This is a genomic window from Streptomyces sp. NPDC005925 (assembly GCF_040638805.1).
Lineage (GTDB): Bacteria > Actinomycetota > Actinomycetes > Streptomycetales > Streptomycetaceae > Streptomyces.
The window spans coordinates 17,407-43,520 of sequence record NZ_JBEXVL010000012.1 but is presented as its reverse complement, the minus strand read 5'-3'; the positions used below and the strand labels follow the sequence as shown (position 1 = coordinate 43,520).

At 72.4% G+C, this 26,114-nt stretch carries 26 protein-coding genes and 1 pseudogene; 14 read left to right on the top strand and 13 right to left on the bottom strand.

The genetic code is table 11. The features are described from left to right. Positions 1-75: 75 nt before the first annotated feature. The 3 genes from ABZ354_RS16635 to fabG all read right to left on the bottom strand — a co-directional run bounded on the left by ABZ354_RS16635 (position 76) and on the right by fabG (position 3,426). Positions 76-1,659, bottom strand: coding sequence for an ABC transporter substrate-binding protein (locus tag ABZ354_RS16635; RefSeq protein ID WP_358657272.1), 1,584 nt, complete (start codon positions 1,657-1,659; stop codon positions 76-78). Between the two features lie 234 nt (positions 1,660-1,893). Continuing rightward, the gene (locus tag ABZ354_RS16630) at positions 1,894-2,652 is read right to left on the bottom strand and encodes an SDR family oxidoreductase (RefSeq protein ID WP_358657270.1); all 759 of its coding nucleotides are present in this window, start codon (positions 2,650-2,652) and stop codon (positions 1,894-1,896) included. 12 nt (positions 2,653-2,664) lie between these two features. Further along, complete coding sequence (fabG, locus tag ABZ354_RS16625) at positions 2,665-3,426, bottom strand: 3-oxoacyl-ACP reductase FabG (protein ID WP_358657269.1); 762 nt, start codon at positions 3,424-3,426, stop codon at positions 2,665-2,667. A 309-nt stretch (positions 3,427-3,735) separates the two neighbouring features. On the opposite strand from fabG, the gene ABZ354_RS16620 reads away from it, so the two are divergent. Next, the gene (locus ABZ354_RS16620; protein ID WP_358657267.1) at positions 3,736-4,206 is read left to right on the top strand and encodes an excalibur calcium-binding protein; all 471 of its coding nucleotides are present in this window, start codon (positions 3,736-3,738) and stop codon (positions 4,204-4,206) included. A 20-nt stretch (positions 4,207-4,226) separates the two neighbouring features. On the opposite strand, the gene ABZ354_RS16615 is transcribed toward ABZ354_RS16620, so the two are convergent. The 3 genes from ABZ354_RS16615 to ABZ354_RS16605 all read right to left on the bottom strand — a co-directional run bounded on the left by ABZ354_RS16615 (position 4,227) and on the right by ABZ354_RS16605 (position 6,773). Then, on the bottom strand, positions 4,227-4,643 hold the full coding sequence (locus ABZ354_RS16615; protein ID WP_358657265.1) for a DUF3037 domain-containing protein: 417 nt from the start codon (positions 4,641-4,643) through the stop codon (positions 4,227-4,229). Beyond that, positions 4,640-5,395, bottom strand: a complete 756-nt coding sequence (locus ABZ354_RS16610) for a HipA family kinase (protein WP_358657263.1) — start codon at positions 5,393-5,395, stop codon at positions 4,640-4,642. Before ABZ354_RS16610 ends, ABZ354_RS16615 begins: the two co-directional genes overlap by 4 nt. Positions 5,396-5,654: 259 nt before the next feature. Further along, positions 5,655-6,773, bottom strand: a complete 1,119-nt coding sequence (locus tag ABZ354_RS16605) for a serine hydrolase domain-containing protein (protein ID WP_358657262.1) — start codon at positions 6,771-6,773, stop codon at positions 5,655-5,657. A gap of 197 nt (positions 6,774-6,970) precedes the next feature. Between ABZ354_RS16605 and ABZ354_RS16600 the strand changes: the two genes are divergently transcribed. The 3 genes and pseudogenes from ABZ354_RS16600 to ABZ354_RS16590 form a co-directional block, all read left to right on the top strand. Next, a complete protein-coding gene (locus ABZ354_RS16600; protein ID WP_358657261.1) occupies positions 6,971-7,660 on the top strand; it encodes a TetR/AcrR family transcriptional regulator in 690 nt (229 codons plus the stop codon). 228 nt (positions 7,661-7,888) lie between these two features. Then, on the top strand, positions 7,889-8,368 hold the full coding sequence (locus ABZ354_RS16595; protein WP_358657259.1) for a Rieske (2Fe-2S) protein: 480 nt from the start codon (positions 7,889-7,891) through the stop codon (positions 8,366-8,368). A 165-nt stretch (positions 8,369-8,533) separates the two neighbouring features. Further along, a pseudogene (locus ABZ354_RS16590) lies at positions 8,534-8,665 on the top strand (pyridoxamine 5'-phosphate oxidase family protein); the annotation flags it as partial. A 38-nt stretch (positions 8,666-8,703) separates the two neighbouring features. Here ABZ354_RS16590 and ABZ354_RS16585 read toward each other — a convergent pair. Next, positions 8,704-9,606, bottom strand: a complete 903-nt coding sequence (locus ABZ354_RS16585) for a LysR family transcriptional regulator (RefSeq protein ID WP_358657257.1) — start codon at positions 9,604-9,606, stop codon at positions 8,704-8,706. A 58-nt stretch (positions 9,607-9,664) separates the two neighbouring features. Between ABZ354_RS16585 and ABZ354_RS16580 the strand changes: the two genes are divergently transcribed. Then, positions 9,665-10,852 carry a DMT family transporter gene (locus tag ABZ354_RS16580; RefSeq protein WP_358657255.1) on the top strand — a complete coding sequence of 396 codons (1,188 nt, stop codon included), beginning with the start codon at positions 9,665-9,667 and terminating at the stop codon, positions 10,850-10,852. Positions 10,853-10,898: 46 nt separating this feature from the next. Here the strand turns inward: ABZ354_RS16580 and ABZ354_RS16575 are convergent, their stop codons facing one another. Then, positions 10,899-12,245 (bottom strand): aminotransferase class I/II-fold pyridoxal phosphate-dependent enzyme, encoded by a 1,347-nt coding sequence (locus ABZ354_RS16575; RefSeq protein ID WP_358657253.1) that lies wholly within the window; start codon positions 12,243-12,245, stop codon positions 10,899-10,901. 35 nt (positions 12,246-12,280) lie between these two features. Here ABZ354_RS16575 and ABZ354_RS16570 point away from each other — a divergent pair, with 35 nt between their 5' ends. From ABZ354_RS16570 to ABZ354_RS16555, 4 genes are all read left to right on the top strand, one after another. Next, positions 12,281-13,009: a pyridoxamine 5'-phosphate oxidase family protein gene (locus ABZ354_RS16570; protein ID WP_358657251.1), complete on the top strand. Its 729-nt coding sequence runs from the start codon at positions 12,281-12,283 to the stop codon at positions 13,007-13,009. A 255-nt stretch (positions 13,010-13,264) separates the two neighbouring features. Beyond that, on the top strand, positions 13,265-14,821 hold the full coding sequence (locus ABZ354_RS16565) for an FAD-dependent monooxygenase (protein ID WP_358657249.1): 1,557 nt from the start codon (positions 13,265-13,267) through the stop codon (positions 14,819-14,821). A 373-nt stretch (positions 14,822-15,194) separates the two neighbouring features. After that, complete coding sequence (locus ABZ354_RS16560) at positions 15,195-15,407, top strand: hypothetical protein (protein ID WP_358657247.1); 213 nt, start codon at positions 15,195-15,197, stop codon at positions 15,405-15,407. Positions 15,408-15,647: 240 nt separating this feature from the next. Continuing rightward, complete coding sequence (locus ABZ354_RS16555; protein ID WP_358657245.1) at positions 15,648-15,932, top strand: hypothetical protein; 285 nt, start codon at positions 15,648-15,650, stop codon at positions 15,930-15,932. Between the two features lie 377 nt (positions 15,933-16,309). Here the strand turns inward: ABZ354_RS16555 and ABZ354_RS16550 are convergent, their stop codons facing one another. From ABZ354_RS16550 to ABZ354_RS16540, 3 genes are all read right to left on the bottom strand, one after another. Then, a complete protein-coding gene (locus tag ABZ354_RS16550) occupies positions 16,310-17,314 on the bottom strand; it encodes an EamA family transporter (RefSeq protein WP_358657243.1) in 1,005 nt (334 codons plus the stop codon). 140 nt (positions 17,315-17,454) lie between these two features. Beyond that, positions 17,455-18,015 (bottom strand): Clp protease N-terminal domain-containing protein, encoded by a 561-nt coding sequence (locus ABZ354_RS16545; protein ID WP_358657241.1) that lies wholly within the window; start codon positions 18,013-18,015, stop codon positions 17,455-17,457. Positions 18,016-18,429: 414 nt separating this feature from the next. After that, the gene (locus tag ABZ354_RS16540) at positions 18,430-19,026 is read right to left on the bottom strand and encodes a PadR family transcriptional regulator (RefSeq protein WP_358657239.1); all 597 of its coding nucleotides are present in this window, start codon (positions 19,024-19,026) and stop codon (positions 18,430-18,432) included. Between the two features lie 261 nt (positions 19,027-19,287). Here ABZ354_RS16540 and ABZ354_RS16535 point away from each other — a divergent pair, with 261 nt between their 5' ends. Next, a complete protein-coding gene (locus ABZ354_RS16535; protein ID WP_358657237.1) occupies positions 19,288-19,722 on the top strand; it encodes a VOC family protein in 435 nt (144 codons plus the stop codon). A gap of 299 nt (positions 19,723-20,021) precedes the next feature. Further along, positions 20,022-20,840 (top strand): PhzF family phenazine biosynthesis protein, encoded by an 819-nt coding sequence (locus ABZ354_RS16530; RefSeq protein WP_358657235.1) that lies wholly within the window; start codon positions 20,022-20,024, stop codon positions 20,838-20,840. A 40-nt stretch (positions 20,841-20,880) separates the two neighbouring features. Here ABZ354_RS16530 and ABZ354_RS16525 read toward each other — a convergent pair whose 3' ends face one another. After that, positions 20,881-21,681: a type II CAAX endopeptidase family protein gene (locus tag ABZ354_RS16525; RefSeq protein ID WP_358657233.1), complete on the bottom strand. Its 801-nt coding sequence runs from the start codon at positions 21,679-21,681 to the stop codon at positions 20,881-20,883. Positions 21,682-21,910: 229 nt separating this feature from the next. Next, complete coding sequence (locus ABZ354_RS16520; RefSeq protein ID WP_358657231.1) at positions 21,911-23,428, bottom strand: glutamate-cysteine ligase family protein; 1,518 nt, start codon at positions 23,426-23,428, stop codon at positions 21,911-21,913. 554 nt (positions 23,429-23,982) lie between these two features. Here ABZ354_RS16520 and ABZ354_RS16515 point away from each other — a divergent pair. The 3 genes from ABZ354_RS16515 (at position 23,983) to ABZ354_RS16505 (ending at position 26,024) form a co-directional block, all read left to right on the top strand. Further along, entirely contained in the window at positions 23,983-24,567 is a 585-nt protein-coding gene (locus ABZ354_RS16515) for a hypothetical protein (protein ID WP_358657229.1), read from the top strand. Between the two features lie 570 nt (positions 24,568-25,137). Next, positions 25,138-25,341: a DUF5999 family protein gene (locus ABZ354_RS16510; protein ID WP_358657227.1), complete on the top strand. Its 204-nt coding sequence runs from the start codon at positions 25,138-25,140 to the stop codon at positions 25,339-25,341. Between the two features lie 290 nt (positions 25,342-25,631). Continuing rightward, entirely contained in the window at positions 25,632-26,024 is a 393-nt protein-coding gene (locus ABZ354_RS16505) for a helix-turn-helix transcriptional regulator (protein WP_358657226.1), read from the top strand. The last annotated feature ends 90 nt before the right edge of the window (positions 26,025-26,114 follow it).

The window sequence follows — 26,114 nt, the reverse complement described above, 5'->3', positions numbered from 1 at the left end:
GATGTGCGGTCACTTCAGGTCTCAGAACCTACCGGCGCCCACTGACATCGGGTCCCTCGGACCGCACGACGTGCCCTACCAGCTGGTCTTGCGGTGCAGCTCCCACATCATCATGATCGTCGCCGGGTCCAGGGCCCGCTCCGCGCCCGAGATCTCGTTGCTCGCGCCCACGTACTGCCTGCCCTGCCACAGCGGCAGCAGACGCGCGTCCTTCACCAGGACCTCCTGGGCCTCCTCGAACGCCTTCACCACGTCACCGCGGTCGCTCTCGCGGCGTGAGCGGGGCAGCAGCTCGCTGGTGATCCTGGTGGCGGTGTAGGGCGTACCGAGGGCGTTCTGCTCGCCGACGAAGGGGGCGATGAAGTTGTCGGGGTCCGGGAAGTCCGGGGACCAGCCACGGCCGAACACCGGGTACTCCCCCTTCTGGTAGCCCGTCACGTACGTCCGCCACGGGCGGCTCTTGAGTGTGATCTCGAAGAGGCCGGACGCCTCCAGCTGGCTCTTGATCTCCTTGAACTCCTGGGCGGTCTCGGAGCCGTACCGGTCCGTGGTGTACCAGAAGGTGAGCGGGACGGGCGTGGTGATGCCGGCTTCGGTGAGGATCTCGCGCGCCTTGTCGGCGTCGGGCTCGCCGAAGACGTCGAAGAAGGGCGTCTTGTGGCTGGTCAGTCCCTTGGGGACCATCGAGTACAGGGGGACGACGGTGTCCTTGTAGACCTTGTGCGCGATGGCGGCGCGGTCGATGAGCTGGGCGATGGCCAGCCGGACGGGCTTCTTGTCCGCCATCGGGTCGTCCGGGTTGAAGACCAGGTAGTTGATGTCCGTGCCCGAGCCCTCGACGATCTGGATGTCCTCGTGGGAGTTCTTGCTCTGGAGGGCGACGATGTCGCTCGCGGCGAGACCGCGGTAGGTGAGGTCGATCCGCTTGTCCCGCAGGGCCTTGACCATGCTGGCGGAGTCCGCGAAGTACCGCACGGTCACCGCGTCGTTCTTGCGGTCCGCGAAGCCCGCGTAGTTCTCGTTCTTGTCGAGTTCGGCCTTCTTGCCCTCGGCGTACGACTTGAGGGTGTAGGGCCCGGAGCCGAGGATCCTGCCGTCGTCGCGGACGGCGTCGGCCGGGTACTCGTCGGGGCTGACGATCGACATGGCGGGTGTGGCCAGCACGAACGGGAAAGTGGCGTCCGCCTTGTTGAGGTGGAAGATCACCTCGCGGTCGTTGGGCGCCTGCACCCGGTCGAGGCTGCTGAGGAGGGCGGCGGGGCCGCCGTTGAAGTCGAGGGTCCGGATGCGGTCGATCGAGTACTTCACCGCGGCCGCGGTGAGCGTGTCCCCGTTGGAGAAGGTGAGGCCCTCGCGCAGTTCGCAGCGGTAGACCCGGTTCGAGGTGTCGGTGAAGGCGCACTCCTTGGCCGCGTCCGGCTGGGGCGTGGTCGCGCCGTCGGGGTAGGCCAGCAGCGTCTGGTAGATGTTGCGGAAGAGCTCCCAGGAGCTGTCCCACGACGCGGCGGGATCCAGCGTGCTCGGGGCGCTGGTGGTACCCAGCACGATTGGTCCGTCGTCCTCCGGGGTATCGGAAGACAGGACACCGCACCCGGCCACCAGCGATGATATGGACGCGATGGCCGCCATCCGCCGCAGGCCTCGGTTCCCGTTGAACACGCGCACGCTCCTCGATCTGCCGTACCAGTCGAACTGCCGTACCCAGGGTCGGCAGACGATACCGCAGCACCGCGCCGACCGGACCTCCCAGGGCGCTGTGACCTTGCCCGACACCCCGATGACTACGTTGTCACCCCTCCCTGCGCCCCGCGCCGGTACGGGCGCCCGCGGCCCGCTGCGGTACGGGCGCCGCGCCCCGTCGTCGTGCGGGCGCCCGTACCGCCGCCGTAGGGGTCAGCCCACGCCGGCGTTCAGGAAGATGCCGCCGTCGACGACGAGCGTCTGCCCGGTGACCCAGTCCGACTGTTCGGAGGTGAGGAAGGCGGCGGCGCCGCCGATGTCGGAGGGCACGCCGAGCCGGCCGAGCGGGTAGGCCGCGGCGGCCTCCGCCTCCCGGCCCTCGTACAGGGCCTGCGCGAACTTGGTCTTGACGACGGCCGGGGCGATCGCGTTGACCCGCACCAGCGGCGAGAACTCGTGTGCGAGCTGCGCGGTCAGGTTGATCAGCGCGGCCTTGCTGACGCCGTACGCGGCGATGAAGGGCGAGGGCGCGATGCCCGCCACGGAGGCGATGTTGACGATCGCGCCGCCGTTGTCCTTCTGCCAGGCGTGCCAGGTCTTCTGGGCGAAACCGAGCGCCGAGATCACGTTGGTCTCGAACACCTTGCGCGCGACGTTCAGGTCGAGGTCGGCGATCGGCCCGAACACCGGGTTCGTACCGGCGTTGTTGACCAGGAAGTCGACGCGGCCGAAGGCCTCCATCGTGCGCTCGACGGCGACGGCCTGGTGGGCCTCGTCGTGCGCCTTGCCCGGAACGCCGATGACCCGGTCGGCGCCGAGCCTGTCGACGGCCTCCTTGAGGGTGTCCTCGTTGCGGCCGGTGATGCAGACCCGGTCGCCGCGTGCGACGAGCGCCTCGGCGACGCCGTACCCGATGCCGCGGCTGGCGCCGGTGACGAGGGCGGCCCTGCCGGAGAGTTCCACGGAAGTCATGTGCGTGTTCCCCTAGTCGAGCGGTCCGCCGGCGACGTACAGGACCTGGCCGGAGACGAAACCGGCCGCGTCGCCCGTGAAGAAGGCGATGGCGCCCGCGACGTCGTCCGGGCGTCCCACGCGCTGCACCGGGATCTGGGTGGCGGCGGCGGCCTGGAAGTCCTCGAAGCCCATGCCGACGCGCTCGGCGGTGGCCTTGGTCATCTCGGTGACGATGAAGCCGGGCGCGACCGAGTTCGCGGTGACGCCGAACTTGCCGAGCTCCTTGGCGAGGGTCTTGGTGAAGCCCTGCATGCCGGCCTTGGCGGCGGCGTAGTTGGCCTGGCCGCGGTTGCCGAGGGCGGAGGACGAGGACAGGTTGACGACGCGGCCGAAGCCCGCGTCGACCATGTGCTTCTGGCAGGCCTTGGTCATCAGGAAGGCACCGCGCAGGTGCACGTTCATGACCGTGTCCCAGTCGGAGGCGCTCATCTTGAACAGCAGGTTGTCGCGCAGCACGCCCGCGTTGTTGACGAGGATCGTCGGCGCGCCGAGCTCCTCGGCGATGCGCGCGACGGCGGCCTCGACCTGCGCCTCGTCGGACACGTCGCAGCCGACGGCGATGGCCCGGCCGCCCGCGGCGGTGATCTTCTCGACGGTGTCCTTGCAGGCGGCCTCGTCGAGGTCGATCACGGCGACCGCGCGGCCCTCTTCGGCCAGCCGTACGGCGGTGGCGGCGCCGATACCCCGCGCGGCACCGGTGACGACGGCGACCCGCTGCTCAGTGGTGGACATTGCTGCTTCTCCTCGACCTAGGGATGCGGCTCTCGCGCGGCACGCCACGATGGGTGAGCGACCGCTTAGTACCTTCAGCAGACGTGACGCTAGAAGCCCCGGCACCCGGTGTCAACGGCACACCGGGCGCGTGTGATCCATTCCCCGCGCGCCGGGCCCCCGGCGCCCTCGTGCGCCCCGCCCCTCGGCCCGGACGAAAAGCACCCGGTCGGCCCTCGGCCGCGCGCGGCTGCCGCGGACCTTCCCTAGCGTCGGAGCCCGAGCCACTTACGGCCGGAGAAGGCCCCGTGGCAGGAAAGGAGGCGCACCATGCGCCGTAGCACCGGTGCCCTGGGCACGCTGATCGCGCTCGTTTCGGCTGCCGCGCTGGCCCATCCCGCACACGCGCAGGACCTCGACTGCCGCGACTTCACCTACCAGGAGGAGGCGCAGGCCGTGTTCGACCTGGACACGAGCGATCCCCACCGTCTCGACGAGGAGCAGGGCCCGGACGACGGGAAGGCCTGTGAGGCGCTGCCCCGGCGCGCCGGGCTCACGTCGTCCACCACTTCACCGAGCCCCATGACATCGGCCGCGAGCCCGACCACCCTCCCGACGGCGACCGCCTCGCCCACGGTGCCCGTCTCCCCCGGTACCGCCACGACGACTCTGGGCGTGCGGGGCGGTCAGGGCGGTTCGTCGTCGGGCGGGCCGAGCGGCGGGGACATCGCGGTGGGCGCGGTGTTCGTGGTGGGCGCGGCGCTGGCCACGGGTTTCTGGGTGAGGCGGCGCCGCAGCTGACCCCGTCGTCCGCGGCGGGGTCAGCGCACGAGCAGGTCGAGCAGGCGCCCCGCCTCGGCGGCCGGATCGGTGGTGAGGCCGGTGTGGACCGGGCCGGGCTGGAGCACCGTCGAACGGGGCGCGACGAGCCAGCGGAACCGGCGGCCCGCGTCGTCCCGGGCCGCCTGTCCGGCGGCTTCGCCGCCCTCGCACACGTCCTCGACGGCGCGCAGCGCGGCCCGGACACCCGCCACGTCCGCGTCCGGGTCCAGGGCGAGCAGACGGGCCTCGTCGAGGTGGACGCGTGCGACGACGAAGGCCCGGGCCCGGCAGTACAGGAGCACGCCCGCGTTGACGCACTCGCCGCGCTCGATGCGCGGTACGGCCCGCAGCAGGGCGTACTCGAAGACGTCCCGGCCGCCGCCCTGGCCCGCCCTGATGATGTGGCGCTCGGTCACTGGTCCCCCTTGACGCGCTGGTGGATGACGGCGGCGCGGGCGAGCAGGGGGCGGGCGTAGGCCCGGCGCAGCTCGTCCGGGGTGGTGAAGCCGGGCTCGCCGGTGAGCCAGACGTCCGGGATCTCGGCGGTGACCTCGGCAAGGAGGTCCTCGGTGACGAGGGGGGCGAGGTCGGCGGCGGCCGCGGCGATGTCCGGGCTGAAGCGTGCGAGGACGTGCTCGGAGGCGTCGTAGGGGCGGGCCGCGGAGGTCTCGGCGCCGGGCCAGTTGTGGTGCCAGATGACGGTGGCGCCGTGGTCGATCAGCCACAGCTCACCCTGGTGGACGAGGAGGTTGGGGTTGCGCCAGGACCGGTCGACGTTGTTCACGAGCGCGTCGAACCAGATGATCCGGCCGGCCTCCCGCGGGCTCACCGGGAAGGCGAGCGGGTCGAAGCCGAGCGCGCCGGACAGGAAGTCCATGCCGAGGTTGGTGCCGGAGCTGGACTTGAGGAGTTCCTGCACCTGCTGGTCGGGTTCGCCGAGGCCCAGCAGCGGATCGAGGTGGACCGTCACCAGGCGCGGCATCCGGAGGCCGAGCCGGCGGGCGAGTTCGCCGCACAGCACTTCGGCGACCAGCGTCTTGCGGCCCTGACCGGCCCCGGTGAACTTCAGGACGTACGTCCCGAGGTCGTCGGCCTCGACGAGCCCCGGCAGGGAGCCGCCCTCCCGCAGGGGCGTGATGTAGCGGGTCGCCACGACATCTCTCAGCATCTTCCAGGACCTCGTCGCCTGTCTGCCCCGCATGTCACGGTCGGTTCGGCCCCCGTCGGGCCCGCTCCGCGGAAGCGTCCCCGGGCGGGCCCGAGGAGGGGCCGGAGACTCCGGGTGGTTCCGGCCGGCACGCGCATCTCGCCTCCCCCTCCCCGCTGTCCGTCTGGAGCCGCCCGTCCCTCGTCCACGGCCTCCGGCATGAAGGGAGCATAGTAACCGAGAGTGACAGTCTGGGAGGACGCGTGGGCCCTCGGGCAGGTCAGCCGTACATCGCCACGCGGTAGAGCTCCGCGAGCGCGTCGTCGATGGGATGGGGCTGCGGCCTGCCCCAGGAGTCGAGTCGGTTCCATCTCTGCAGGTTCACCGCGACGGTCATCCGCCGCCTGCCGTCGGCACGGATCATGGCCAGCGCTCCGGCACCCCAGGCCGTGCCGCCGTGACCCCAGAAGGTGTCCTGGCCGGCGGCCTCCATCGGGTGCAGGCCGAGGCCGTAGTCGATCGTCCGGCCCTCTTGGGAGACGACCGGAACGGTGCGTTGCATCTCTGCCAGCGACGACGGGCTGACGATCTCGCCGGCCAGCAGCCTGCCGAAGAAGAGGTTGAGGTCCGTGACGGTCGATATCAGCGAGGCCGCCGGCCCCACCCACGACATGTCGTAGACGCTGTAGTCGCGCGGCGGGTCGATCATGCCGAACCAGGCCTCGTACATCTGCGAGTGCGGCCCGCCCACGTAGGGCCCGGCGGGGAGTTCGGTGTCCTGGAGCCCGGCGCGCTCGATGACGTTCCGGGTGATGTACCGCTCGGCCGTCGTGCCGGTCACCCGTCCCAGGAGTTCGCCGAGGAGCAGATAGTTGGTGTTGGAGTACACCCCCGGCGTGCCGCCAGGGGCGCCGACGGCCGGGGCGGTGACCCCCATCCCGATCAGCTCGGCGGGCTGAAAGCGGGTGAACCGGTGGTCGTCCAGGCTCTCGGGCCCGGTGTCCGCGAGGACGGGGAACGCCTTGAGGGAGGGATAGGCGTACGGAAGGTACTCGGCGAGGCCGCTGGTGTGGTTGAGCAGCATGCGGACCGTGATCGCGTCCCCACGCCCGCCCGGGACCAGGTCCGGCAGATAGCGGCCGATCGGCGTGTCGAGACCTGCGCGACCGCTCTCCACCTGCTGGAGAACGGCGGCAGCGGTGAAGGTCTTGGTGATGCTGCCGACGCGGTGCCGCATACGGGGGGTCACGGGGCGGCCGGCGACGTCATCGGCGAACCCCGCGGCGCCGCGCCAGACATGGCCACCGTCACGCACCTCGGCGAACAGGCCCGGCATTCCCGCGCGGTGGACGGCGTCCAGGGCGGCGTTCAACTTCGTGGGATCCAGCGTGTTCCTCACACCGTGCACGGCATGCGTCCTCTCGTCTTTCCCCGGGGCGGGGCTCCACGTCGGTCACCCGATCGCGGGTGCGGGCACGGGTGGCGGCCGGCCGGCCCTGCCGCCGGACGGGCGCCACGCCCATGCCCTCAGTATGCACGCGGTGCGTGCAACACCAAGTGCATAAGTTAGGCTGAGGACTTGGTGAGAGGAGTCGGATGGCAGGGCGAAGGCGCTGGACGACCGAGGAGATCCTGGATGCGGCGGCCGAACTGTTGCGCACGAGCGACGCCGAGTCGTTCAGCGTGCGCAGACTGGCCGCGGCTCTCGGGACGGATTCGTCCAGCCTCTACCGGCACTTCCGCAGCAAGACCGAACTGCTGCGCGCGGTCGCCGACCGGATTCTCCTGGCCGCCATGGACGGCTACCGCCCCGAGGGCGACTGGAAGCAGCGCATCACCGCCCTGGGCCTGCGGGTCCGGGAGGCCTTCGGTCAGCAGCCGCCGCTCGCCGCGGTCTGGGGACGTTACGCGTCGAGCGGCACCGGCTCCCGGCTGATCATGGAAGAGGTGCTGCAGGCCCTCCGGGCATCCGGCCTGCCCGACGAGGAGATCCCGGCGCGCTACCACCGGATCGCGGTCCTCATCGCCGCGCTGATCGCCTCCGAGGCCGGGGTCAGCACCGTCACCCCCGAGGAGCACGAACAGGGCATGGAGCTGTTCCGCGTCGCGGTACTGGGCGCCGACCCCGAACGCTTCCCCGCCCTGTCCCACTTCGCCCGTGACGTCCGCCCCCTCGGAGCAGACCGCCGGGCCGCGTTCGAGGAGATCCTCGCCGCGCAACTCGCCCACATCGAATCTGCCGGAGCGCCTGAAACTGTCCGGCGGGGCCCCGCACCCGGGCGGTGAACGGGCGGGCCGCGCAGACGGGCGGGCTGGGCCGGGCCGGGCCGGGGCAGTGGGCCTGGAGCGGGTCGGCCCCGGCGAGTCCGTCAGCGAATCGCCCGTCCGCGGGGACGTTTCCTCGACGGCCCGCGCGGCGATCGACGCCTCCGGCGGCACGGCGGCTGAACGGCTCGGGCCGACGGGCCGTATGTAGGGGCGATCACGAGTCGGCAGGCGGAAGGAAACCCCACCATGACCAGCGCATCGCCTCAGTCCTCGGCGCACCGTCCCGTACCGGGACCGGCCCGCCGGACCGTCGTGGCGGCGGCGGGAGCGGCGGGCTTGGCCGCCGCGCTGACCGCCTGCGGCTCGGACGACGGCTCGTCCTCGGTCTCGTCGGACGGTGCGGACGCGGAGGCCCCGGGCGGGTCGGCCGGGGCCGGCGGCACCGTACTGGCGAAGACCGCCGACATACCGGAGGGCGGCGGGAAGATCTTCACGGACCAGGGCGTCGTGGTCACGCAGCCGACCGCGGGCACCTTCAAGGCGTTCTCGGCGAAGTGCCCCCACCGGGGCTGCGTGGTCACGGCCGTCACCGGGGGCGCGATCACCTGCCCCTGTCACCACAGCGCGTTCTCCGTCGGCGACGGCAGTGTGCGGAAAGGACCCGCGACGAACCCGCTCCCCGCCGCGCGGATCACCGTCGAGGGCGACGCGATCCGGCTGGGCTGAACGCCGCCGACCGGAGCAGGCGCCGGCTCCGCACGATGACGGTGGTTGCGCGGCGAGGGCCGACGGCTCGTCCTGGCCCGACGTGCGGGCTCCCTCCGTACGTCGGGCCAGGACGAGCGGACAGGGGTGCGGATGACCGTCGGTCAGCGCCGGGGCCGGAAGATCACCGGTGAGCCGTGCGCCGAAGTCGACGCGCCGGAGGCACTGTTCGCCCGCAAGAACTCCCGCATCGAGGAGATGCCGCACGACGGGAGGCACGGCCGGCTGCGGCTGACACCCGGGAAAGCCGCGTCCTGGATTTCCGCGAGCCGGCCGCACTGCAGAGCGAGGACGCCTCAGTCGAACTGCCGCGCCGCCGTCCGTAGGGCGGTCACCGCCGCCCGGATCGAGGGGCGTCGGTCGGCGTCCGCGCGCCAGACGACGTAGACGTGCCGCTTCACCCGCTGCGCGAGCGGGACCGTGACGACGCCGGGCGGGATGGGGCGGCGGCCCAGCAGCGGGGCGATGCACACGCCGAGGCCCACGGCGACCAGCCCGAGCTGGGTGTGGGTCTCGGCGGCGCGATGGACGATGTTCGGTTCGATGCCCTTCGAGCGGAGCGTGAACATCAGCCACTCGTGGCAGAACTCGCCCTCGCCCCACGTGATCCACTCCTCCTCGGCGCATTCGGCGAGGTCCACCTCGGCGCGGTCCGCGAACCGGTGCCCGGCCGGCAGCGCCACGTCGGCGGGGTCGTCCAGGAGCTGCGCCTTGACCAGGCCGTCCGGCACCGGCATCGGCTTGTTGTACCAGTCGAGCACCACCGCGAGGTCGAGGTCGCCGCGTACGACACCGGCGACGCCGCGCTCCGGTTCCAGCTCGCGGGAGCGCACCCGCAGGTCCGGATGCTCGGCGCGCAGCGCGGCGAGCGCCGCCGGGAACAGGCCCCGCGCGGCCGTCGGGAACGCCGCCAGCCGCAGCTCGCCGGCGACCTGACCGCGATGCGCCTCCAGGTCGGACTGCGCCAGCTCCACCTGGGACAGGATGCGCGCCGCGTGCTCGGCGAGCAGCCTGCCCGCGTCGGTGAGCCGCACCCCGCGCCCGTTCTTCGCGAGCAGTTGCTGCCCGACCTCGCGCTCCAGTTTCGACATCTGCTGCGACACGGCCGACGTCGTGATGTGCAGCCCTTCGGCGGCTCCGCTGACCGAGCCGTGCCGGGCGAGGGCATCGAGGGTGCGCAGGCGCTCCAGACTCAACATGCGGGCCATTCTACGAACAGGTAAGCGTTTCTACGAGATGGGGCGTGCGAAATCTCGATTGTGCTACGAGGTCGTGGGCGGCATCGTGGGGCCCATGACCAGCTCCACCGCATCCCGCACCCCTGCCGGGCCGCCGACCGCCACCCCGGACCGCACTCCGGCCACCGCATCCCCTGCCCGCACCCTCGACTGGCGGCTGCGCTTCGGCATCCTGTCGCTGATCTGGGGATTCAGCTTCCTGTTGATCAAGGTGGGCACGGAGGGCTACGCCCCGTTCCAGGTCACGTTCGGACGTCTGGTGTTCGGTACGGCGGTGCTGGCCGCGACGATGGCCGTGAAGCGGGAGCGGCTGCCGCGCGGGGCGCGCACCTGGGCTCATCTGGCGGTCGCCGGTCTCCTGCTCAACGCTCTGCCGTTCTCGCTGTTCGCGTACGCGGAGCTGACCATCCCGTCCACCCTGGCGGGCATCTGCAACGCGACCTCGCCACTGTGGGGCATGGCCCTGTCCCTGGTCGCGCTGTCGGAGGACCGGCCGACCCGCCTGCGGGTCGCCGGCCTCGGCCTCGGCTTCCTCGGTGTCCTGACGGTGCTCGGCGCCTGGCAGGGCTTCGCCGGCCTGGACGCCACCGGCACGGCGATGGCCCTGCTGGCCTCGCTCAGCTACCCGGTCGGCTGGATCTACGTCCGTCGCACGCTCGCCGGGTCCGGTCACTCCCACCTGTCCCTGACGGGTGCGCAGCTGATGCTGGCGACGGTCCAGCTGGCCGTGGTGACCCCGCTGTTCACGGACGCGCCGGACGGTGTGCCGGTCGTACCGCTGCTGGCGGTCGCCGCGCTGGGCGCGCTGGGCACGGGCGTCGCCGTACTCCTCCAGTACGGCCTGGTGGCGGAGGTCGGCCCCACCACGGCCCAGATGGTCACGTACTTCATCCCGGTGATCGCCACCGCGGCGGGCGTCGCCGTCCTGGGCGAGTCCCTGACCTGGTCGACTCCGGTGGGCGCGCTGATCGTCCTGGCGGGGGCCGCGCTGACGCAGGGTGCGCGGGGGCGTGGGCCCAGGTCGCGAGCCGGGGCGGCGGGGCGGCGTACGAGGACCGCCCGGTCTGCGGCGGTCGCGGCGGCGGCCGTCCGGCCCGGGGTGCGGGACCGGCCGGCGGATTCCGGCGACCGCGTCACGGTCTCCCAGCCGGACACCGGCACCTGCGAGGCCACCACCCGGCGAGACGCCGACACCTGCACCGCGTGATCCGCCCACGCCCCCGCCCCGGCCCCGGCCCGCCCGGTGGACGCCCCTACCCGTAACTCCGCGTCGGCGCCGGTCCCACCGCCGACGCGATGGCGTCCGCCAGCTCCCCCACGTCCCCCTCTCCGCAGCCTCCCTCTCCCAGCGTCGCGACGGTGACGCGGATGCCGGGCGGGGCGCTCATCCGGAAGCGGGCGCCGGGGGACACGGCCCAGCCGGCGTGCAGGAGGCGGGCGACGGCGCCGGTCTCGTCCGGCACGGGAATCCAGACGTTCAGGCCGCTGCGCCCGTGCGCCGTGATCCCGCGCCGGGCCAGCGCGCCGATCAGCGCGTCCCGGCGCCGCCCGTACGACGCCGCCACCGCCCGCGCGTCCACCGCCCCGTCGGCCCACAGCCGTACGACGGCGCGTTGCAGCAGCCTGCTCACCCAGCCCGGTCCGAGCCGCTGCCGCCCGCGGACCCGGTCGAGCGTGACGGCGTCGCCGGTGAGGACGGCGAGCCGCAGGTCGGGCCCGTAGGCCTTGGCCACCGACCGTACGAAGGCCCAGTGCCGGGTGGTGCCGGCGAGCGGACGCAGCGGCAGGTCCACGATGCCGTGCCCGTGGTCGTCCTCGATCAGCAGCGTCCCGGGGTGCTCGGCGAGTACGTCCCGCAGGGCACGCGCGCGCGGGGCGCTCACCGCGGCGCCGGTCGGGTTCTGGGCCCGGTCCGTGACGATCAGGGCGCGCGCCCCGGACGCGAGCGCACGCCGTACGTCGTCGACGCGCGGTCCCTCGTCGTCCACGCCGACCGGCACGGTCCGCAGGCCGAGGGCCGGGACGAGGTCGAGGGTCCGGCCCCAGCCGGGGTCCTCGACGGCGACGGTGTCACCCGGCTTGAGGTGGGCGGCGAGGACCCGTTCGACGGCGTCGAGGGAGCCGGAGACGACGGCGAGGGGCCCGTCGGGCACTCCGTCGGCGGCGAGTTCGGCCCGCGCGATCCGGGCCAGCTCCGGGTCCACGGCGTCCTCCCCGTACAGCACGGGCGCCCGGTCGGCGTCGGCCGCCGCCGCCGCGAACGCCCGCTCGAGGGACGGCAGCAGCGCCGGGTCCGGGTTGCCGCTCGACACGTCGCGCACGCCCTCGGGCACGTCCACCCGAATGTGGTCCCGTCCGGTCGTGGCCGGGGCGGGCCGCACCCTGCTGCCCCGCCGGCCGGCCGTCTCGATGACCCCGCGCTCGCGCAGCGTGCGGTACGCGGCGGCGACCGTGTTCGCGTTCACGCCGAGGGTCGTGGCCAACTCCCGCATGGGCGGCAGCAGTTGGCCGGGCCGCAGCTCTCCCGCACTCACCGCGCGCTCGATGCTGGCGGAAATGTCGGCTGCGCGCCGTCCTGTGACCCGATACTCTCCTAGCACAAAATCAAGTATGCACTAGTGCAATGAGGAGTGCCATGCAGGGGACCACCGGGGCCGCAGGGACCAGCGGGAACGCCGGGACCACGGACACCACAGGGGCGCCGTCGCAGCACGCCGCCTACCCACCGACCGACCGCACCGTCCCCACCCGCTCCCCGGACCGCGCCAGGTACGACAGGGAGGTGGTGCACGCGATACTCGACGAGGGTTACGTCTGCCATCTCGGCTTCGTCCGGGACGGCGCGCCGGTCGTGCTGCCCACGCTGTACGCGCGCGTGGGCGAGCGACTGTACGTCCACGGGTCGACGGGCTCGCGCCCGCTGCGGGCGGCCGGGCAGAGCGACCCGGGGCTGCCGGTCTGCCTGACCGTCACCCACGTCGACGGGCTGGTCCTCGCCCGCTCCGCCTTCCACCACTCGATCAACTACCGCTCCGTGGTGGTGCACGGCGTCGCCCACGACGTGACGGACCCGGAGGAGAAGCGGCGGGCCCTGGACGTCCTGGTCGACCACGTGGTGCCGGGCCGCGCCGCCGACTCGCGGCCGGCCAACAAGAAGGAACTCGCCGCCACCGCCGTGATCCGCATCGACCTCTCCGAGGTCTCCGCCAAGCTCCGCACCGGCGGCGTGAACGACGAGCCCGAAGACCTGGCCCTTCCGCACTGGGCGGGCATCGTCCCGCTCCGCAAGGGCTACGACGCGCCTGTCGCCGACCCCGGCCTGGCCCCCGGCACCGGACTGCCCCCCTACCTGACCACCCGGTGACGGCGCGGCGGGACCGCACCGGGGCGAACGCCCGCAGCACGGGACCGCACACCGGGCGCGGAACCCGCACCGGAACACCCCCACGGCACCGGGCACGAGGGCCCCGGACTCCGTGCCCCGGCCCCCGTGCGGCCCCGGACCACGCGCGGGCGCGGCCTGTCCCCGCCGAGGGCCGGCCCCTTGACATCACGGGGCCTGTTGTGGCTGGTCAGGGCGGTGAAAGCGACTCTTCGGCCGCCGGTCATAGTGGGCGTCATGGACTATGACGTAGTGGTGGCCGGGGGCGGCCCGGTCGGACTGATGCTGGCCTGCGAGGCCCGGCTCGGAGGCGCGCGGGTGGCCGTCCTGGAGCGCCTCACCGACGTGGACGCGACGATCAAGGGCGGGGCGATCACCACGCCCGGCGCCGAGGCGCTGTACCGCCGCGGCATGCTGCCCGCGCTGGCCGAGGTGCAGCGGCAGACGATGGCACGCTTCCGGTCGTTCCTGCGCGAGCGGGACGGCGGAGGCGGGACTGCGGGCCGAGGGCTCGGAATCGTCGGGCACTTCGCCGGGATCATGCTCCGCGCCGACCTGGTCGACCGTACGGAGCCCGGCCTCGGCGACGCCGGGCCCGCCGCCGAGATCGCTTTCGTGGCGCAGCAGGACATCGAGCGGCTGCTCGGCGCGCGGGCAGCCGAACTCGGCGTCGACGTGCGCCGGGGTGTGGAACTGACCGGCTTCGACGCCGACGACGGGGTGGTCACCGTGCGGACGGGCGACGGGCCGGTACGTGCCGGCTGGCTCGTGGGCTGTGACGGCGGCCGCAGCACGGTCCGCAAGCTCGCGGGGTTCGCGTTTCCCGGTACGGACCCGGAGATCACCTGTCACCAGGCGGTCGTGGAGATGACCGGCGCCGAGGGCTTGAAAGTCGGCTGGACCGCCACGGCCACCGGCGTGTACGCCTACGGGCCGATGCCGGGCCGTGTCGTCACCGTGGAGTTCGACGGCCCGCCGGCCGACCGGGGGGCGCCGGTCACCACCGATGACCTCCAGGCCAGGCTGCGCCGCGTGTCCGGGGTGGACGTCACGATCACCAGGGTGCGGACCGCGACGCGCTTCACCGACCACGCCCGCCAGGTCACCGAGTACCGCAAGGGCCGGGTGCTGCTGGCGGGCGACGCGGCGCACGTGCACTCCGCGTTCGGGAGCCAGGGGCTGAGCCTCGGTCTCGGGGATGCGATGAACCTTGGTTGGAAGCTCGCCGCGGTGATCGGCGGCCGGGCGCCGGAAAGGCTGCTGGACACGTACACCTCCGAGCGGCACCCGGTCGGGGCGCAGGTCCTGGACTGGACCCGGTCCCAGGTCGCGGCCATGCGTCCGGACCCGCAGTCCCGGGCCCTGCGCGAGATCGTCAGCGACCTGGCAGGGACGGTCATGGGCACCACGTACCTCACCGCGCGGCTCAACGGTGCCGGGGTGCGGTACGAGCTGCCGGGCGAGCACCCGCTGACCGGCCGTAGCGCCCCGGATCTGGAACTCTCCGAGGGCAGCCGCCTCGCGGACCACCTGCACGGCGGCCGGGCGCTCCTGCTCGACCTCAGCGACGACCCGGAGCTCCGGGCCCACGCCGCGGGGTACGCCGGCCGCGTCGACATCCTGACGGCCGGTTGTCCGTCCCGCCCGGAACTGGCGGCGGTCCTCGTCCGTCCGGACGGCTTCACGGCCTGGGCGGCCGACGCGGGCGAGCAGGTGGCGGCATCGACGGCCGGGCTGGAGGAGGCGCTGAACGAGTGGTTCGGAGCACCGGAGGGCGCGGTGACGCCGGGCTGATGGGCCCCCGGAAAGTACCGGCACGGCGATGGGCGGGATCGGGGCTCGGGGAATCGGCGAGTTCCGTCAACTGCGTCCGCGGCAGCGAGCGGGGCCGTGTGGCCCGCCACCCACGTCACCCGGCGGGCACGGGACGCGGAGTCGAACGGCCAGGACGTCACTTCCTCGGCCGCCGCGGCCGGCAGCTCGGCACCGGCCGGCTCCTGGTCGACGACGCGTAGAAAATCCTGGCATGCACCGAGGCTCCTGGTCGCGGGCCCGGGAGCCGGCTGGGGCAGGTGACGGGTGCTGAGGCATCGTGCCGGGTTCGAGCACCCGTACGCCCCCACAGGTACCCTCCCGGGTCCCGACAGCTCAGTCCACCGTCGAACGCATGGGTGACACCAGGGAAGTGTGCGCGGGCCGCGGAGACGGCACGGACTGCCCGAACGGGGAAGACCAGGTTCTGGTGGACGGTGTTCGGTGCGAAGAGTGCGGCCACCACTGGGAGCTGGACGAGACGGAGCCTCAGCGACGTACGGCGGACGTGGACCGGCCGCCATGTCCGGGGGAGGATCCGGACGACGAGGAGGAGGCCGCCGCTTAGAGGGCATGGCGCGTCCCGGACCGGCCACGGCGTACAAGAGCTTCAGCCGCAGGACGCGACGCGACCTGGAACGGCATGCGTGAGGGTCCGGCGATCGAAGGTCGCCGGACCCTGTTGAGTGGTTGGGGCAGGCGTGGTCGCTGTCTGCCGGCCAGCATTCGACATCACCGTGGGGGGACCATGACAAACACCTCAGCACAAGCACCCGACTCGTCCGCGAGACGCGGACCGAAACCCTGGGTGATCCTCTGTTTCGTACTGGCCGCAGTGGTTCTTGCCCTCGGAGGGTTCCTCGCCGGGCGGGCTTCCACCACCGGTGGAGAGGATTGCGCCGAGCTCCGGAAGCTCACCTCGCACAAGCAGCGGGAGGCGGACGCGCTCAACGGGCCCGACGGCGATAGGACCGAATGGCTTATCAGCTTGCGCACGCACGCCTACCTGATCAAGCAGAACCCCGGCTGTTTCACTGCCGAAGACCGCGCGAAAGCTCAGGCCACCCTGGACCGGTTTGAGTACTGGGAGTAGGACGCAGAGCTGACGGCCCCTCCGTGTGCAGCGCTATCCGCACGAGGACGTCATCTCGCTGGTGCGGTGGAGCAGTGGGCGGGAGCGCCCGCGGTGCCCCGGACGCCTCCGGCGGAGATCAGATACAGCAGGCCTCGCCGGAGGAGGACCGGCAACGTCATTCGACACGTCTCTTCTCCGCAGCTGCGCGCGACGGGCGGCAGGCCGGTGTCGACGCGCGGATGTCCGGGAGGGACCGTCCCCGGGCGGGGTCCGCGGACTTCGTCTGAGGGCGCGCCGTTCCCCGGACCGGCCCGAGGCCGGGCTCAGTTCGGAAAGGGCCCGCCCCGGCGGGCGGAAGCGCCAGGACCAGGGCGTTCGCCTGCGGGATCAGCGCCTCAAGTGGCGGTTTCCCGGGCGGACACCTCCCTGTCGGCGCCGCCACCCATGACCGGTTCGCCCGGGCTTTTGGCGAGTGTCGAGGACTGCGCGATGAACGCGCCGACCAGCACGACAGCACCACCCACGAGTTGCGGAGCCGACAGGTGCTCGCCGAGCAGCACCCAGGCCAGCACGGTCGCGATGACCGCCTCCAGGCAGGCCACGACGCCCGCGACCTGCGGGGAGAGCCGGCGTACGGCGACCACGCCGGTGACGTACGCCAGCACGGTGGCGACGAGGACGATCCAGGACAGCAGAAGCGCCGCCGCGACCGGTGTGCCGTCCATGGGGGCGGTGCCCGCGAGGACCGCCCAGTCCATGGTCCAGGGTCGGGCGACGAAGGTCAGGACGACGGCCCCGACGAGCAGGCCGTACGCGATGACGCCGAGCGGCGCGGGTGCCTCGTCACCGGCGTCGCTGCCCTGGTCGGACAGGACGAAGTAGCCGACCTGGCAGCAGGCCGCGCCGAGCGCGAGCAGCAGGCCGAGGACGTCGAAGCTCAGGCCCGCCCAGACCTCCACGACGCAGGCGAGCCCGCCGACCGCGAGGACCACGCCGACGGCAGCGGCGCGCGTGACCGGGCGGCGCTGCACGAACCGCACCCAGCCGAGCACGAGGGCGGGCGCCAGGTACTCCACGAGCAGCGCGACGCCGACGGGGATACGGGATATCGCGGCGAAGTAGCAGGCCTGGACACCGGCCACGGCCAGCAGTCCGAACCCGGCGAGCAGCCCGGGCCGGCGGCGCAGCAGCGTGCGGTGGCGTACGGCGAGCGGCAGCATCACCAGGGCCGCGCCCGCCACCCGCAGCCACACCACGTGCAGCGGGTCGAGGCCCGCCTCGATCAGCGGCTTGGCGGCGACACCCGATCCGCCGAAGGCGACGGCGGACGCGAGCGCGAGGCCGAGCCCCATGCCCTTTCCGCGACTGACCCGGCTGCTCTCCGACGTATGCACCGGCACATGATGACAGGCGACGACAGGAGCGTCACCCGCTCAGGCACCTGTCTCATGTGCTGGGACGCGGGCCGCCTGTCCGGGGCCGGCAGGTCCCCCGGCGCCGCGCTCATCCGCATCTCGGCCCAGCGGGGCCGGAGGGGCTGTCACGTGTCGGCGCCGTCGGCCGCGTCCTCGACGGGCCCCGTCGCGTTCTTGTCGACGTATGCGAACACCCGGACCGGGTCGATCCCGGCACGCGCCAGCACCTCGACGGCCCGCGACGTCGGGTCCACGACGATCGCGGCCAGCAGGTCGACGCACCGCGCCTGCGCGGCGCCCCGCAGGCCGGCACGGTCCCGGGCGTCCTGCATGGCGCCGGCCGCGAGCGGCGAGAAGCTCTCGGTGTCCGTGCCGCCGCCGAGCCCGGCGCCGGAGCGCTCGACGCCGCTCTGCCAGCGCAGGCCGTAGCCGATGCTGCGCTGCACGAGGTAGCCGAACAGCCGCGCCAGCTGCGGCCCTTCGCCGAAGACGGCCCGCACGTCGGGGTCGTACTCCAGGAGGGAGTGCAGCAGATGGGCCGTGTCGATCTGGCGGTCCCCGTCGCGCAGCGCCCTGCGGCGCGCGCCGCCGACCACCGCGGTCAGTTCGTCGCTGAGCTCGGCATCGTTGCCGGCATGCGGTACGCCCTGCTCGAGAACGGGGTGCCGCGGGATGCTGGATTGCACTCTCACACCCCATCAGCCACCCCGTGCGCGGGGCATCCCCAACGGGAAGCATCTTCGCGTCCCGCAGGAAGTGGACACACTGTGCCCCAATCTCCTCCTCAGGGAGGAGATCGCGTCATATTCCCCCAGGGAGAGCGCGCCGCCTTGCGCCAAGCACCGGGGGGCCGTCCGCCCGGGGCCGTACGCACCGTGCGTCATGGACCGCAGTGCCCGGCTGGTGTGCTCACCGGCCGTCGGCGGCAGGCAGTACGTGCAACGGGATACGCCCTGAAGGACCGCCGCTCGCCGACCTGTTCCCGAAGGCTTTGGCACTGCCAGGCCGGGAGCCGGCGCCGCCGAGCGCGGGACGTGTGCGACGCGGCGGAGACCCGCCGGGCCGCCCGACCGGCCCGGCGGATTCCGGATGCCGCGCCGTCAGTCCTCGTCGGCCAGGATCAGGTACAGCTTCTTTCGCGCGTCGTTGATGACGGCGAGCGCCTTGTCCCGCTGGTCCTTGCTGCCGGTCTTCCAGACCTGGCCGAAAGCCTCCATCAGACCGACACCGGCCTGGCGGATCTCACCGAGCGCCTCCCAGTCCATGCCGCGTGAGGCCTCTTCCCAGGGGGCCTCGGGACCGTCGTCGGCGGCGCCGCGGCCCGCGTCGGTGAGCGCGAACAGCTTCTTGCCGCCCTCGCTCTCACTGACGATCAGGCCCTCGTCCTCCAGCAGTTGCAGCGTGGGGTACACCGAACCGGGGCTGGGCTTCCACGCCCCGCCGCTGCGCTCGGCGATCTCCTGAATCATCTCGTAGCCGTGCATCGGCCGCTCTTTGAGCAGCGCCAGGATCGACGCGCGTACGTCCCCCCGCCGCGCCCTCCCCCTCGGCCCACCGCGCCCCCGGCCACCCCAGGGGCCCTGCCCGAACCCGGGGCCACCCGGGCCGAAAGGCCCGAAGGCGGCGCGCCGCTCCCCGAAACCGCCACGGCCGTGGTCGCCGTACCCGGGCCCTTGCCCGTATCCGTGACTGTGCATGACACCCATCCCATCCATCGTTGATCGGTCGCGATGCTTCAACGATATATCGGAATAGCTCGACAGGCAATGCCGCCGGTCGTGCCGTTGCCGCTCCTGGCCCTCGGCCGCACCCGAGGACGCCCGTGATCGCCGGCGCCGCTCTCGTCGTGCGAGCCGACGACGGCGGGTCCATGCCTCTCGCGCCGGACAGTCCACGCAGGTCAGCGGTGCGCGGATAACTCACTTCGTCGCTACTGGACGGGCCGCTATGGTGGGCCGATGGCGTCGATCAAACAGTTCCAAGTCACCTTCGACTGCGCAGAACCGGAGCGCGTCGCTCGTTTCTGGTGCGAGGTGTTGGGGTACGTCGTGCCGCCACCGCCGGAGGGGTTCGCCACGTGGGACGAGTTCAACCGCTCGCTGCCGCCCGAACGTCAGGATTCCGCGTTCGCCTGCGTTGATCCCTCGGGTGTGGGCCCGCGACTGTTCTTCCAGCGCGTTCCCGAAGGCAAGGTCGTCAAGAACCGGGTTCATCTCGACGTGCGGGTCGGCACCGGGCTCGTGGGTGAAGAGCGCGTCGCCGCGCTCGAGGCCGAGTGCGCACGCCTGACCGCGCTCGGCGCGGTCCGCGTACAGCTCCTGCGTGCCGACGGCGTGAACGAGTCCTGCCTGGCGATGCAGGACATCGAGGGCAACGAGTTCTGTCTCGACTGAGTCTCACACTCCGGGTCCGGCCCCACCGCGTCACGAGGCCCGGCGGTACGGAGCACCCACCCGGCACGGGGCTCCGTAACCCCGGAGCCATGAGCCCGGAGCCGTGGCATCGCAGCGTCGCGTCTCGGCGCCTTCTGGTCGCTTCTTGCGGGTCGTCCCGGGTCACAGCCGTCCCCCGGGACATCATCGGCTGAGACGTGACACGGCTGTGCGGCTGCGGGCCACACCGCGGGAAAACCGGGCCGGTTGTCGCGGATTGGCCTTGGGCCGCGGCATCCCGCACCGGCTAGCGTCACGGCATGCGCATCCGAATCGTCGACGCCTTCACCGACCGCCCCTTCGCCGGCAACCCCGCCGGTGTCCTGCTGCTCGACGCCTTCCCCTCCGACGACTGGCTGCAGAAGGTGGCCCTGGAGGTCAACCACGCCGAGACGGCGTTCGCCCACCGCCTGCCGGCGGGCGGCGAGGCCGACTGGGCGCTGCGCTGGTTCACGCCCGCCACCGAGGTCGCGATGTGCGGGCACGCCACGCTCGCCACCGCCCACGTCCTGCGCACCACCGGCGCTCACGAGGGCCCCGTACGGTTCGCCACCCGCAGCGGCGTCCTGGTCGCCACCCCAGGTGAGGACGGCTCGATCACCCTGGACTTCCCGACCGCCCCGCTCGGCCCGGTCGCCGTCCCGGTCGGGGTCACCGAGGCCCTGGGCGCGCCGCCGCGCGCCGCCTACGACACCGGTCCGGCCGTCGGGGACCTCCTCATCGTGCTGGCCGACGAGCAGACGGTCCGGGGTCTGACGCCGGACCACCGGGCTCTGGGCGCCTTCTCCGAGCGCGGCGTCATCGCCACCGCCCGCGCCGAGGACCCGTCCCGGGGCTACGACTTCGTCTCCCGCTGCTTCTTCCCCAACGTCGGCATCGACGAGGACCCGGTCACCGGCAGCGCCCACACGGCTCTGGCCCCGTTCTGGTCGGAGCGCCTCGGCCGCTCCGACCTCACCGGCCTCCAGGCCTCACCCCGCTCCGGCCGTGTCCGCACCCGCCTGTGCGGCGACCGCACCCTGCTGACCGGTCGCGCGGTCACGGTCATCGACGGCGACCTGCTCGCCCAGCACACGTGAGGGCGTACGACCCGTGCCGTGCGCCCCCAGCCGTGCGGGTTCATGCCGTCGGGAGCCAGTCCACCTTGCCCGCGAGCAACGCGTAGCCGACGAACGCGCCGATGTCGAGCAGCGCGTGCGCCACCACCAGCGGACCCACCCGGCCCCAGCGCCGGTACAAGCAGACGAACAGCACGCCCATCGCCATGTTGCCGACGAAGCCGCCGATGCCCTGGTAGAGGTGGTACGAGCCGCGCAGTACGGAACTGGCCGCCAGTGCCGCCGCCGGTGTCCAACCCAGCTGTCCGAGCCGGCGCAGCACGTAGCCGACGACGATCACTTCCTCCAGCACCGCGTTCTGGAGCGCGGAAAGGATCAGGACGGGGTGCTTCCACCACACGTCGGGCAGCGCCTCGGGAACCACGGTGAGGTTGAAGCCGAGGCCGCGCGCGGCGAGGTAGAAGGCGATGCCGGTGCTCCCGACGATCGCCGCGACGGCCGCGCCGCGTCCCAGGTCGGGCCAGGGCCGGGTGCGGTCGAAGCCGATGACGCGCAGGCCCCGGCCCTCACGCAGCAGGAAGTGCGCGACGAGGGCGACCGGCACCAGTGAGGTGGTGATGCCGAACAGCTGCCAGGCGAGGTCCAGCCAGGGGCGGCCCGGCGCGGCCGAGGCGTTCAGCGTCGCCGCCTGGTCCTTGAGGCCGCCCGGTCTGGTGACCGATCCGACGAAGCTGATCAGCGCGGACACGCCGCTCGCACCGAGCGACAGCGCCAGCACGAGCAGCGTCTCGGAGCGGAGCGTCCGCCGGGACGGCTCCTCCCCGGGACGTGATGCGGCCACCGGGCCGTACTGCGCCTGCACGCCTGCCTCCACTCGCACCACTCGACCGACCCGGCCGGGACCACCCGGCGCGGCCCGCGCACGAGGTGCGCAGTGCCGGGCGCAGGGGGTCACGGCCGTCACGGGACGCCACCATCGTCGTAGAACGCGGGGAACGCGCCGTGAACTGCCGTCCTTCGGACGTCACAGCTTGCCGGATCAGTATGGAGCGGGCGTGGGCAGCCCCGGGTCGTGTCCGCCCGGCACGTGCTCAGGCCGTCGGCACGGGCTCCGGCAACCCCACGGGCCAGGAGTGCACGGGGTCGCCGTGGTGCATCAGCTCGTAGTACCGCCGTGTCGTCGCGGCCAGCGCGGCCTCCCTGGACAGACCGGACGCCAGGGCCTTGTGGAAGGTGGCCGTCTGCCAGGTCGCCCCGTTGGCGCGGCGACGGCAGCGCTCCTCGATCACGCCCAGGTACAGGTCGCGGTCGGCGGGCTCGATGCCCCACGCGGCGAGGCCGGCCTCGGCGAGCGGCAGGAGTTCGTCGCGCACCAGGCTGACGGCGTCGACCTCCTGCGTACCGGCGTACCGGCCGCGCCGGGGCCAGGTCAGGCGCGCGTCGATGCCGTCCCGGCACGCGGTCTCGAAGTTGGCGGCGGCGGCCTCGAACGGCAGCCGGGTCCACACCGGCCGGGACTCCTCGGCGAGGGCCCGCACCAGGCCGTAGTAGAAGGCCGCGTTCGCGATGACGTCGGTGATGGTCGGGCCCGCGGGCAGGACGCGGTTCTCGACGCGCAGGTGCGGGACGCCGTCGGCGATGCCGTAGACCGGGCGGTTCCAGCGGTAGATGGTGCCGTTGTGCAGGACGAGCTCGGCGAGCTTGGGCACGCCGCCCGCGTCGAGGACCTCGATCGGGTCCTCCTCGTCGCAGATCGGGAGCAGCGGGGGGTAGTAGCGCAGGTTCTCCTCGAAGAGCTCGTGCGCCGAGGTGATCCAGCGCTCCCCGAACCAGGTGCGCGGCCGGACCCCCTGGGCCTGGAGCTCGGGCGGCCGGGTGTCGGTGGACTGCTGGAAGAGCGGCGGGCGGGACTCCCGCCACAGCTCGCGGCCGAAGAGGAAGGGCGAATTGGCGCCGACGGCGATCTGCGCGGCGGCGACGGCCTGCGCCGCGTTCCACACGTCGGCGAATCGGTTCGGCGTGACCTGAAGGTGCAGCTGTACGGAGGTGCAGGCGGCCTCGGGCACGATGGAGCGCGAGGTGCACTTGAGGTGTTCGACCCCGGAGATGTCCAGCGTGAAGTCTTCGCCCCGGGCGGCCACTATCTGGTCGTTGAGCAGGGCGTAGCGGTCCACTGCCGAAAGGTTGGAGGACACCAGGTCGTCACGGTCGAGGGTCGGCAGGATGCCGATCATGACGATTCCCGCGTCCACCTCACCGGCCTTGCGGTGGGCATACGCCAGTGACGTACGGAGTTCCTCGGCGAGCCGGTCGAAAACCCGGCCGGCGAGCCGGTGCGGCGCGATGTTCACTTCGAGGTTGAACATGGCGAGCTCTGTTTGGAAATCGCGGCTGGCGATCCGCTCCAGGACTTGCGCATTCAACATTTTCGGCATGCCGTCGGCGCCCACGAGATTGAGTTCGATCTCCACCCCCATGAGGTTCTTGGGGCGGTCGAACCGCTTCTCCTCCAGCAGCCGGCCGAGGCCCGTCAGACACTGCCGCAGCTTGTCGCGGTAGTGCTGGCGATCGGACAGGTCGAACTCGCCTGCCGCGACCTTTTCCCCCATCGAACCGTCCCTCCTCGGATGGGCGTACCGATGATCGATCGGCCGCCGGCGTGCTGGGTCAGGTGGGATGATGCCCAGCCGACGCGATCGATAACGTCCCACGCGGACCCGGTTACCGCTACTCTGTGGGAGAAGGCCTGCGGCACATTCACGAGGCATGAGGGACGGCACTCTTTCGGCCCGGACACGAACTCGTGAAAAACGCCGACGACAATTGGCCGACCGCTCGGCGGCGCTTTCCCGAGGTCAACGTCGCACGACGACGCGGGAATCGGCATATTTTTCGCTAATCGTCGTCCGAATGTACCCTTGATTCACAACATCAAAACGGCTAGTCGAAACACTGGCTGAACACGCGTCGTATAAACTCCGCGCACAAGGCAGAAGGTTGGCGCCCACGGTCGCGGGATGCTGCCGCCAGGACGATGTGCGGCGGTCCTCATTCAGCACCCACGCACAGACCCGGCCCCTGCCTCTCTGACTTCCTCGTGCTGACAGCGTCGTCCGCCCTCCGCCCTCGCGCCACCGTGCCTTCTCATGAGAGGCGACCCATCATGCCGCTGCATGTTTCCCCGGCTCCCGCGCCCGCCGTGCACACCGTTCTGACCGCGCTCGGCTCGCCCACCGCGCTCAGCGAGGTCCCGACCCCGGCGCTGCGCAACGCCGAGGCCCCGGCCACTCCCGAACTGCCGCTGCCGGTGCACGTCCTCGATCGGATCACCGCCGAGGGCGTCACGGCCACCAGACTGGCCGGGTGGCGCTTCCTCATCCGCTGCGGTGAGCGCGCCGTGGCCGCCGCGGAGACCACCCTGACCCCCGACGGCTGGGCCTTCGCGCACTTCTTCGAGGGCCCGTACGTCACCTCCACCGAGCTGGCACTGCGGCAGGCCGAGACCGTGCCGCAGCCCTACCAGCCGCGGCTCCTGTCGCTGCCGAGCCTGTACATGCTCACGCTGTGGCTGCACGGCGACTGCACGGCCGACCCGGGCGCCGGCCATCCCGCCCCGGGTGACCTGCTGATCCCGCTGGCACCCGCACCGCCCGGCATCGCGGCCCACCGCCCGTACCGGGTCGCCGACCTGCTCCCGATACTGACGAGCCGCGCCACGCCCTCGCGGCTGCTCCGCCCGACGGCCTGACCGCCACGAGGCGCCCGCCTCACCACAAGGCGCCCGCCGCGTCGGCCGGCCGCCCATTGCCGGGGCACAGCGCCGGTGGCGGGCGGTGGCCCGACGGACCGCCGGACGGTCCGGTGTGAGAAGACACCGCGTACCCCGTCGCCGGATTCCGCGCGGCGGGGTACGTTGCTGTCTCCAGCGGGACCGTCGGCATCACTCCGGCGGCCGCGCGACGCGCACCGGCCCCCGTGCGCGTCATCGCACACGCACACGTGCACGCACCACCCTGCTCTCACGAGCGCCAGCATGCACGTACGAGCGGATCGAGGTCCGCACCTCCGACCGGACTAGCCCCAACCGGCCATGGCGAACCATCCGATGTGGCAGTGCAATTGGACTGAACCGCTCGGGCGGGTGATGCGTCATGAACCTATGAGAAGCGGTGCCGCGAAATCCCTGCGGAATCACGTCCGTGGGGCAACACTGGGATCCGACCGACTGTCACCACGGGGGGCGGCCATGAGCGAGTCTTCACGCCGCAGGACAAAAACGACAGCACACTCAACCGACACACGACGAGAGACCCAACCAATGTGCCAGCACCAGCCGCCCTGCCCGTCAGCCCACTCCGCCGACCGGGAGTCCGCCCGCCTCGCGGCGCACCACCCGGAACAGGGATGGAGCCTGCTGTGCAACGGCGTCGTGCTCTTCGAGGACACCGGTGAACTCCTGCCCGACGGCCAGATCATCGCCCCGCACCGGCCGGACGTCCGCCGGGTCGCGACCGCCGTCTGAGAGACCTCGGGCAAGAGCACCACGGGCGGCGCACGCACCGTCCGCAGAACATGAGGGGCCGGTCCGCACCTCCGCGAACCGGCCCTGACGCATGTCCGGGCCGTGTCACCGACGGTAGCGCCGCATGCGGTATGCGCACTCGGCCGTAGCTTCGCGATCGTCCGTCTCTCGCGTCACCCGTCCCGCGTTCCGTCACCGGGCGCCGCGCTCACCACCACGCGCCTGCCTCTCGACGGCACCTCGCCCCGCTCACGCGCAACCGGCCCGGCCCGCCCCTCTATCGTGACCGCATGCAGTCCTACACAATCGGCCAGGCGGCGCGGCTGCTCGGCGTCAGCCCCGACACCGCGCGCCGCTGGGCGGACGCCGGCCGGATGGCCACCCACCGCGACGACAGCGGGCGGCGGCTCATCGACGGACGGGACCTGGCCGCGTTCTCCGTCGAGCTCGCCAAGGGCGGCACCGAGGAGGACACCCCGTACACCTCCGTACGCAACGCCTTCCCCGGCATCGTCACCGCGATCAAGCTCGGGGACGTCGCCGCGCAGGTCGAGGTGCAGGCCGGCCCGCACCGACTCGTCTCCCTGCTCACGCGCGAGGCCGTCGAGGAACTCGGCCTGGAGGTCGGCATGGAGGCCACGGCCCGCGTGAAGTCGACGAACGTACACATCGACCGCGTCTGACCGGCGGCCGCGTACCCGGCGAAGCCGAGCGCCACCACCGTCTCCGTATGGACGCACATGCGGGCCCGGGGACAGCCGTACCGTCGCTCA

Excerpts from the sequence above, each read along its gene's own strand:
- ABZ354_RS16610 (WP_358657263.1), bottom strand. The coding sequence starts at position 5,395 with ATGCTGAGAGATGTCGTGGCGACCCGCTACATCACGCCCCTGCGGGAG.
- ABZ354_RS16505 (WP_358657226.1), top strand. The coding sequence starts at position 25,632 with ATGCAGTCCTACACAATCGGCCAGGCGGCGCGGCTGCTCGGCGTCAGC.
- ABZ354_RS16630 (WP_358657270.1), bottom strand. The coding sequence starts at position 2,652 with ATGACTTCCGTGGAACTCTCCGGCAGGGCCGCCCTCGTCACCGGCGCC.
- ABZ354_RS16595 (WP_358657259.1), top strand. The coding sequence starts at position 7,889 with ATGACCAGCGCATCGCCTCAGTCCTCGGCGCACCGTCCCGTACCGGGA.
- ABZ354_RS16520 (WP_358657231.1), bottom strand. The coding sequence starts at position 23,428 with ATGGGGGAAAAGGTCGCGGCAGGCGAGTTCGACCTGTCCGATCGCCAG.
- ABZ354_RS16540 (WP_358657239.1), bottom strand. The coding sequence starts at position 19,026 with ATGCACAGTCACGGATACGGGCAAGGGCCCGGGTACGGCGACCACGGC.
- ABZ354_RS16535 (WP_358657237.1), top strand. The coding sequence starts at position 19,288 with ATGGCGTCGATCAAACAGTTCCAAGTCACCTTCGACTGCGCAGAACCG.
- fabG (WP_358657269.1), bottom strand. The coding sequence starts at position 3,426 with ATGTCCACCACTGAGCAGCGGGTCGCCGTCGTCACCGGTGCCGCGCGG.
- ABZ354_RS16530 (WP_358657235.1), top strand. The coding sequence starts at position 20,022 with ATGCGCATCCGAATCGTCGACGCCTTCACCGACCGCCCCTTCGCCGGC.
- ABZ354_RS16560 (WP_358657247.1), top strand. The coding sequence starts at position 15,195 with ATGGGTGACACCAGGGAAGTGTGCGCGGGCCGCGGAGACGGCACGGAC.
- ABZ354_RS16565 (WP_358657249.1), top strand. The coding sequence starts at position 13,265 with ATGGACTATGACGTAGTGGTGGCCGGGGGCGGCCCGGTCGGACTGATG.
- ABZ354_RS16570 (WP_358657251.1), top strand. The coding sequence starts at position 12,281 with ATGCAGGGGACCACCGGGGCCGCAGGGACCAGCGGGAACGCCGGGACC.
- ABZ354_RS16510 (WP_358657227.1), top strand. The coding sequence starts at position 25,138 with ATGTGCCAGCACCAGCCGCCCTGCCCGTCAGCCCACTCCGCCGACCGG.
- ABZ354_RS16620 (WP_358657267.1), top strand. The coding sequence starts at position 3,736 with ATGCGCCGTAGCACCGGTGCCCTGGGCACGCTGATCGCGCTCGTTTCG.
- ABZ354_RS16585 (WP_358657257.1), bottom strand. The coding sequence starts at position 9,606 with ATGTTGAGTCTGGAGCGCCTGCGCACCCTCGATGCCCTCGCCCGGCAC.
- ABZ354_RS16600 (WP_358657261.1), top strand. The coding sequence starts at position 6,971 with ATGGCAGGGCGAAGGCGCTGGACGACCGAGGAGATCCTGGATGCGGCG.
- ABZ354_RS16515 (WP_358657229.1), top strand. The coding sequence starts at position 23,983 with ATGCCGCTGCATGTTTCCCCGGCTCCCGCGCCCGCCGTGCACACCGTT.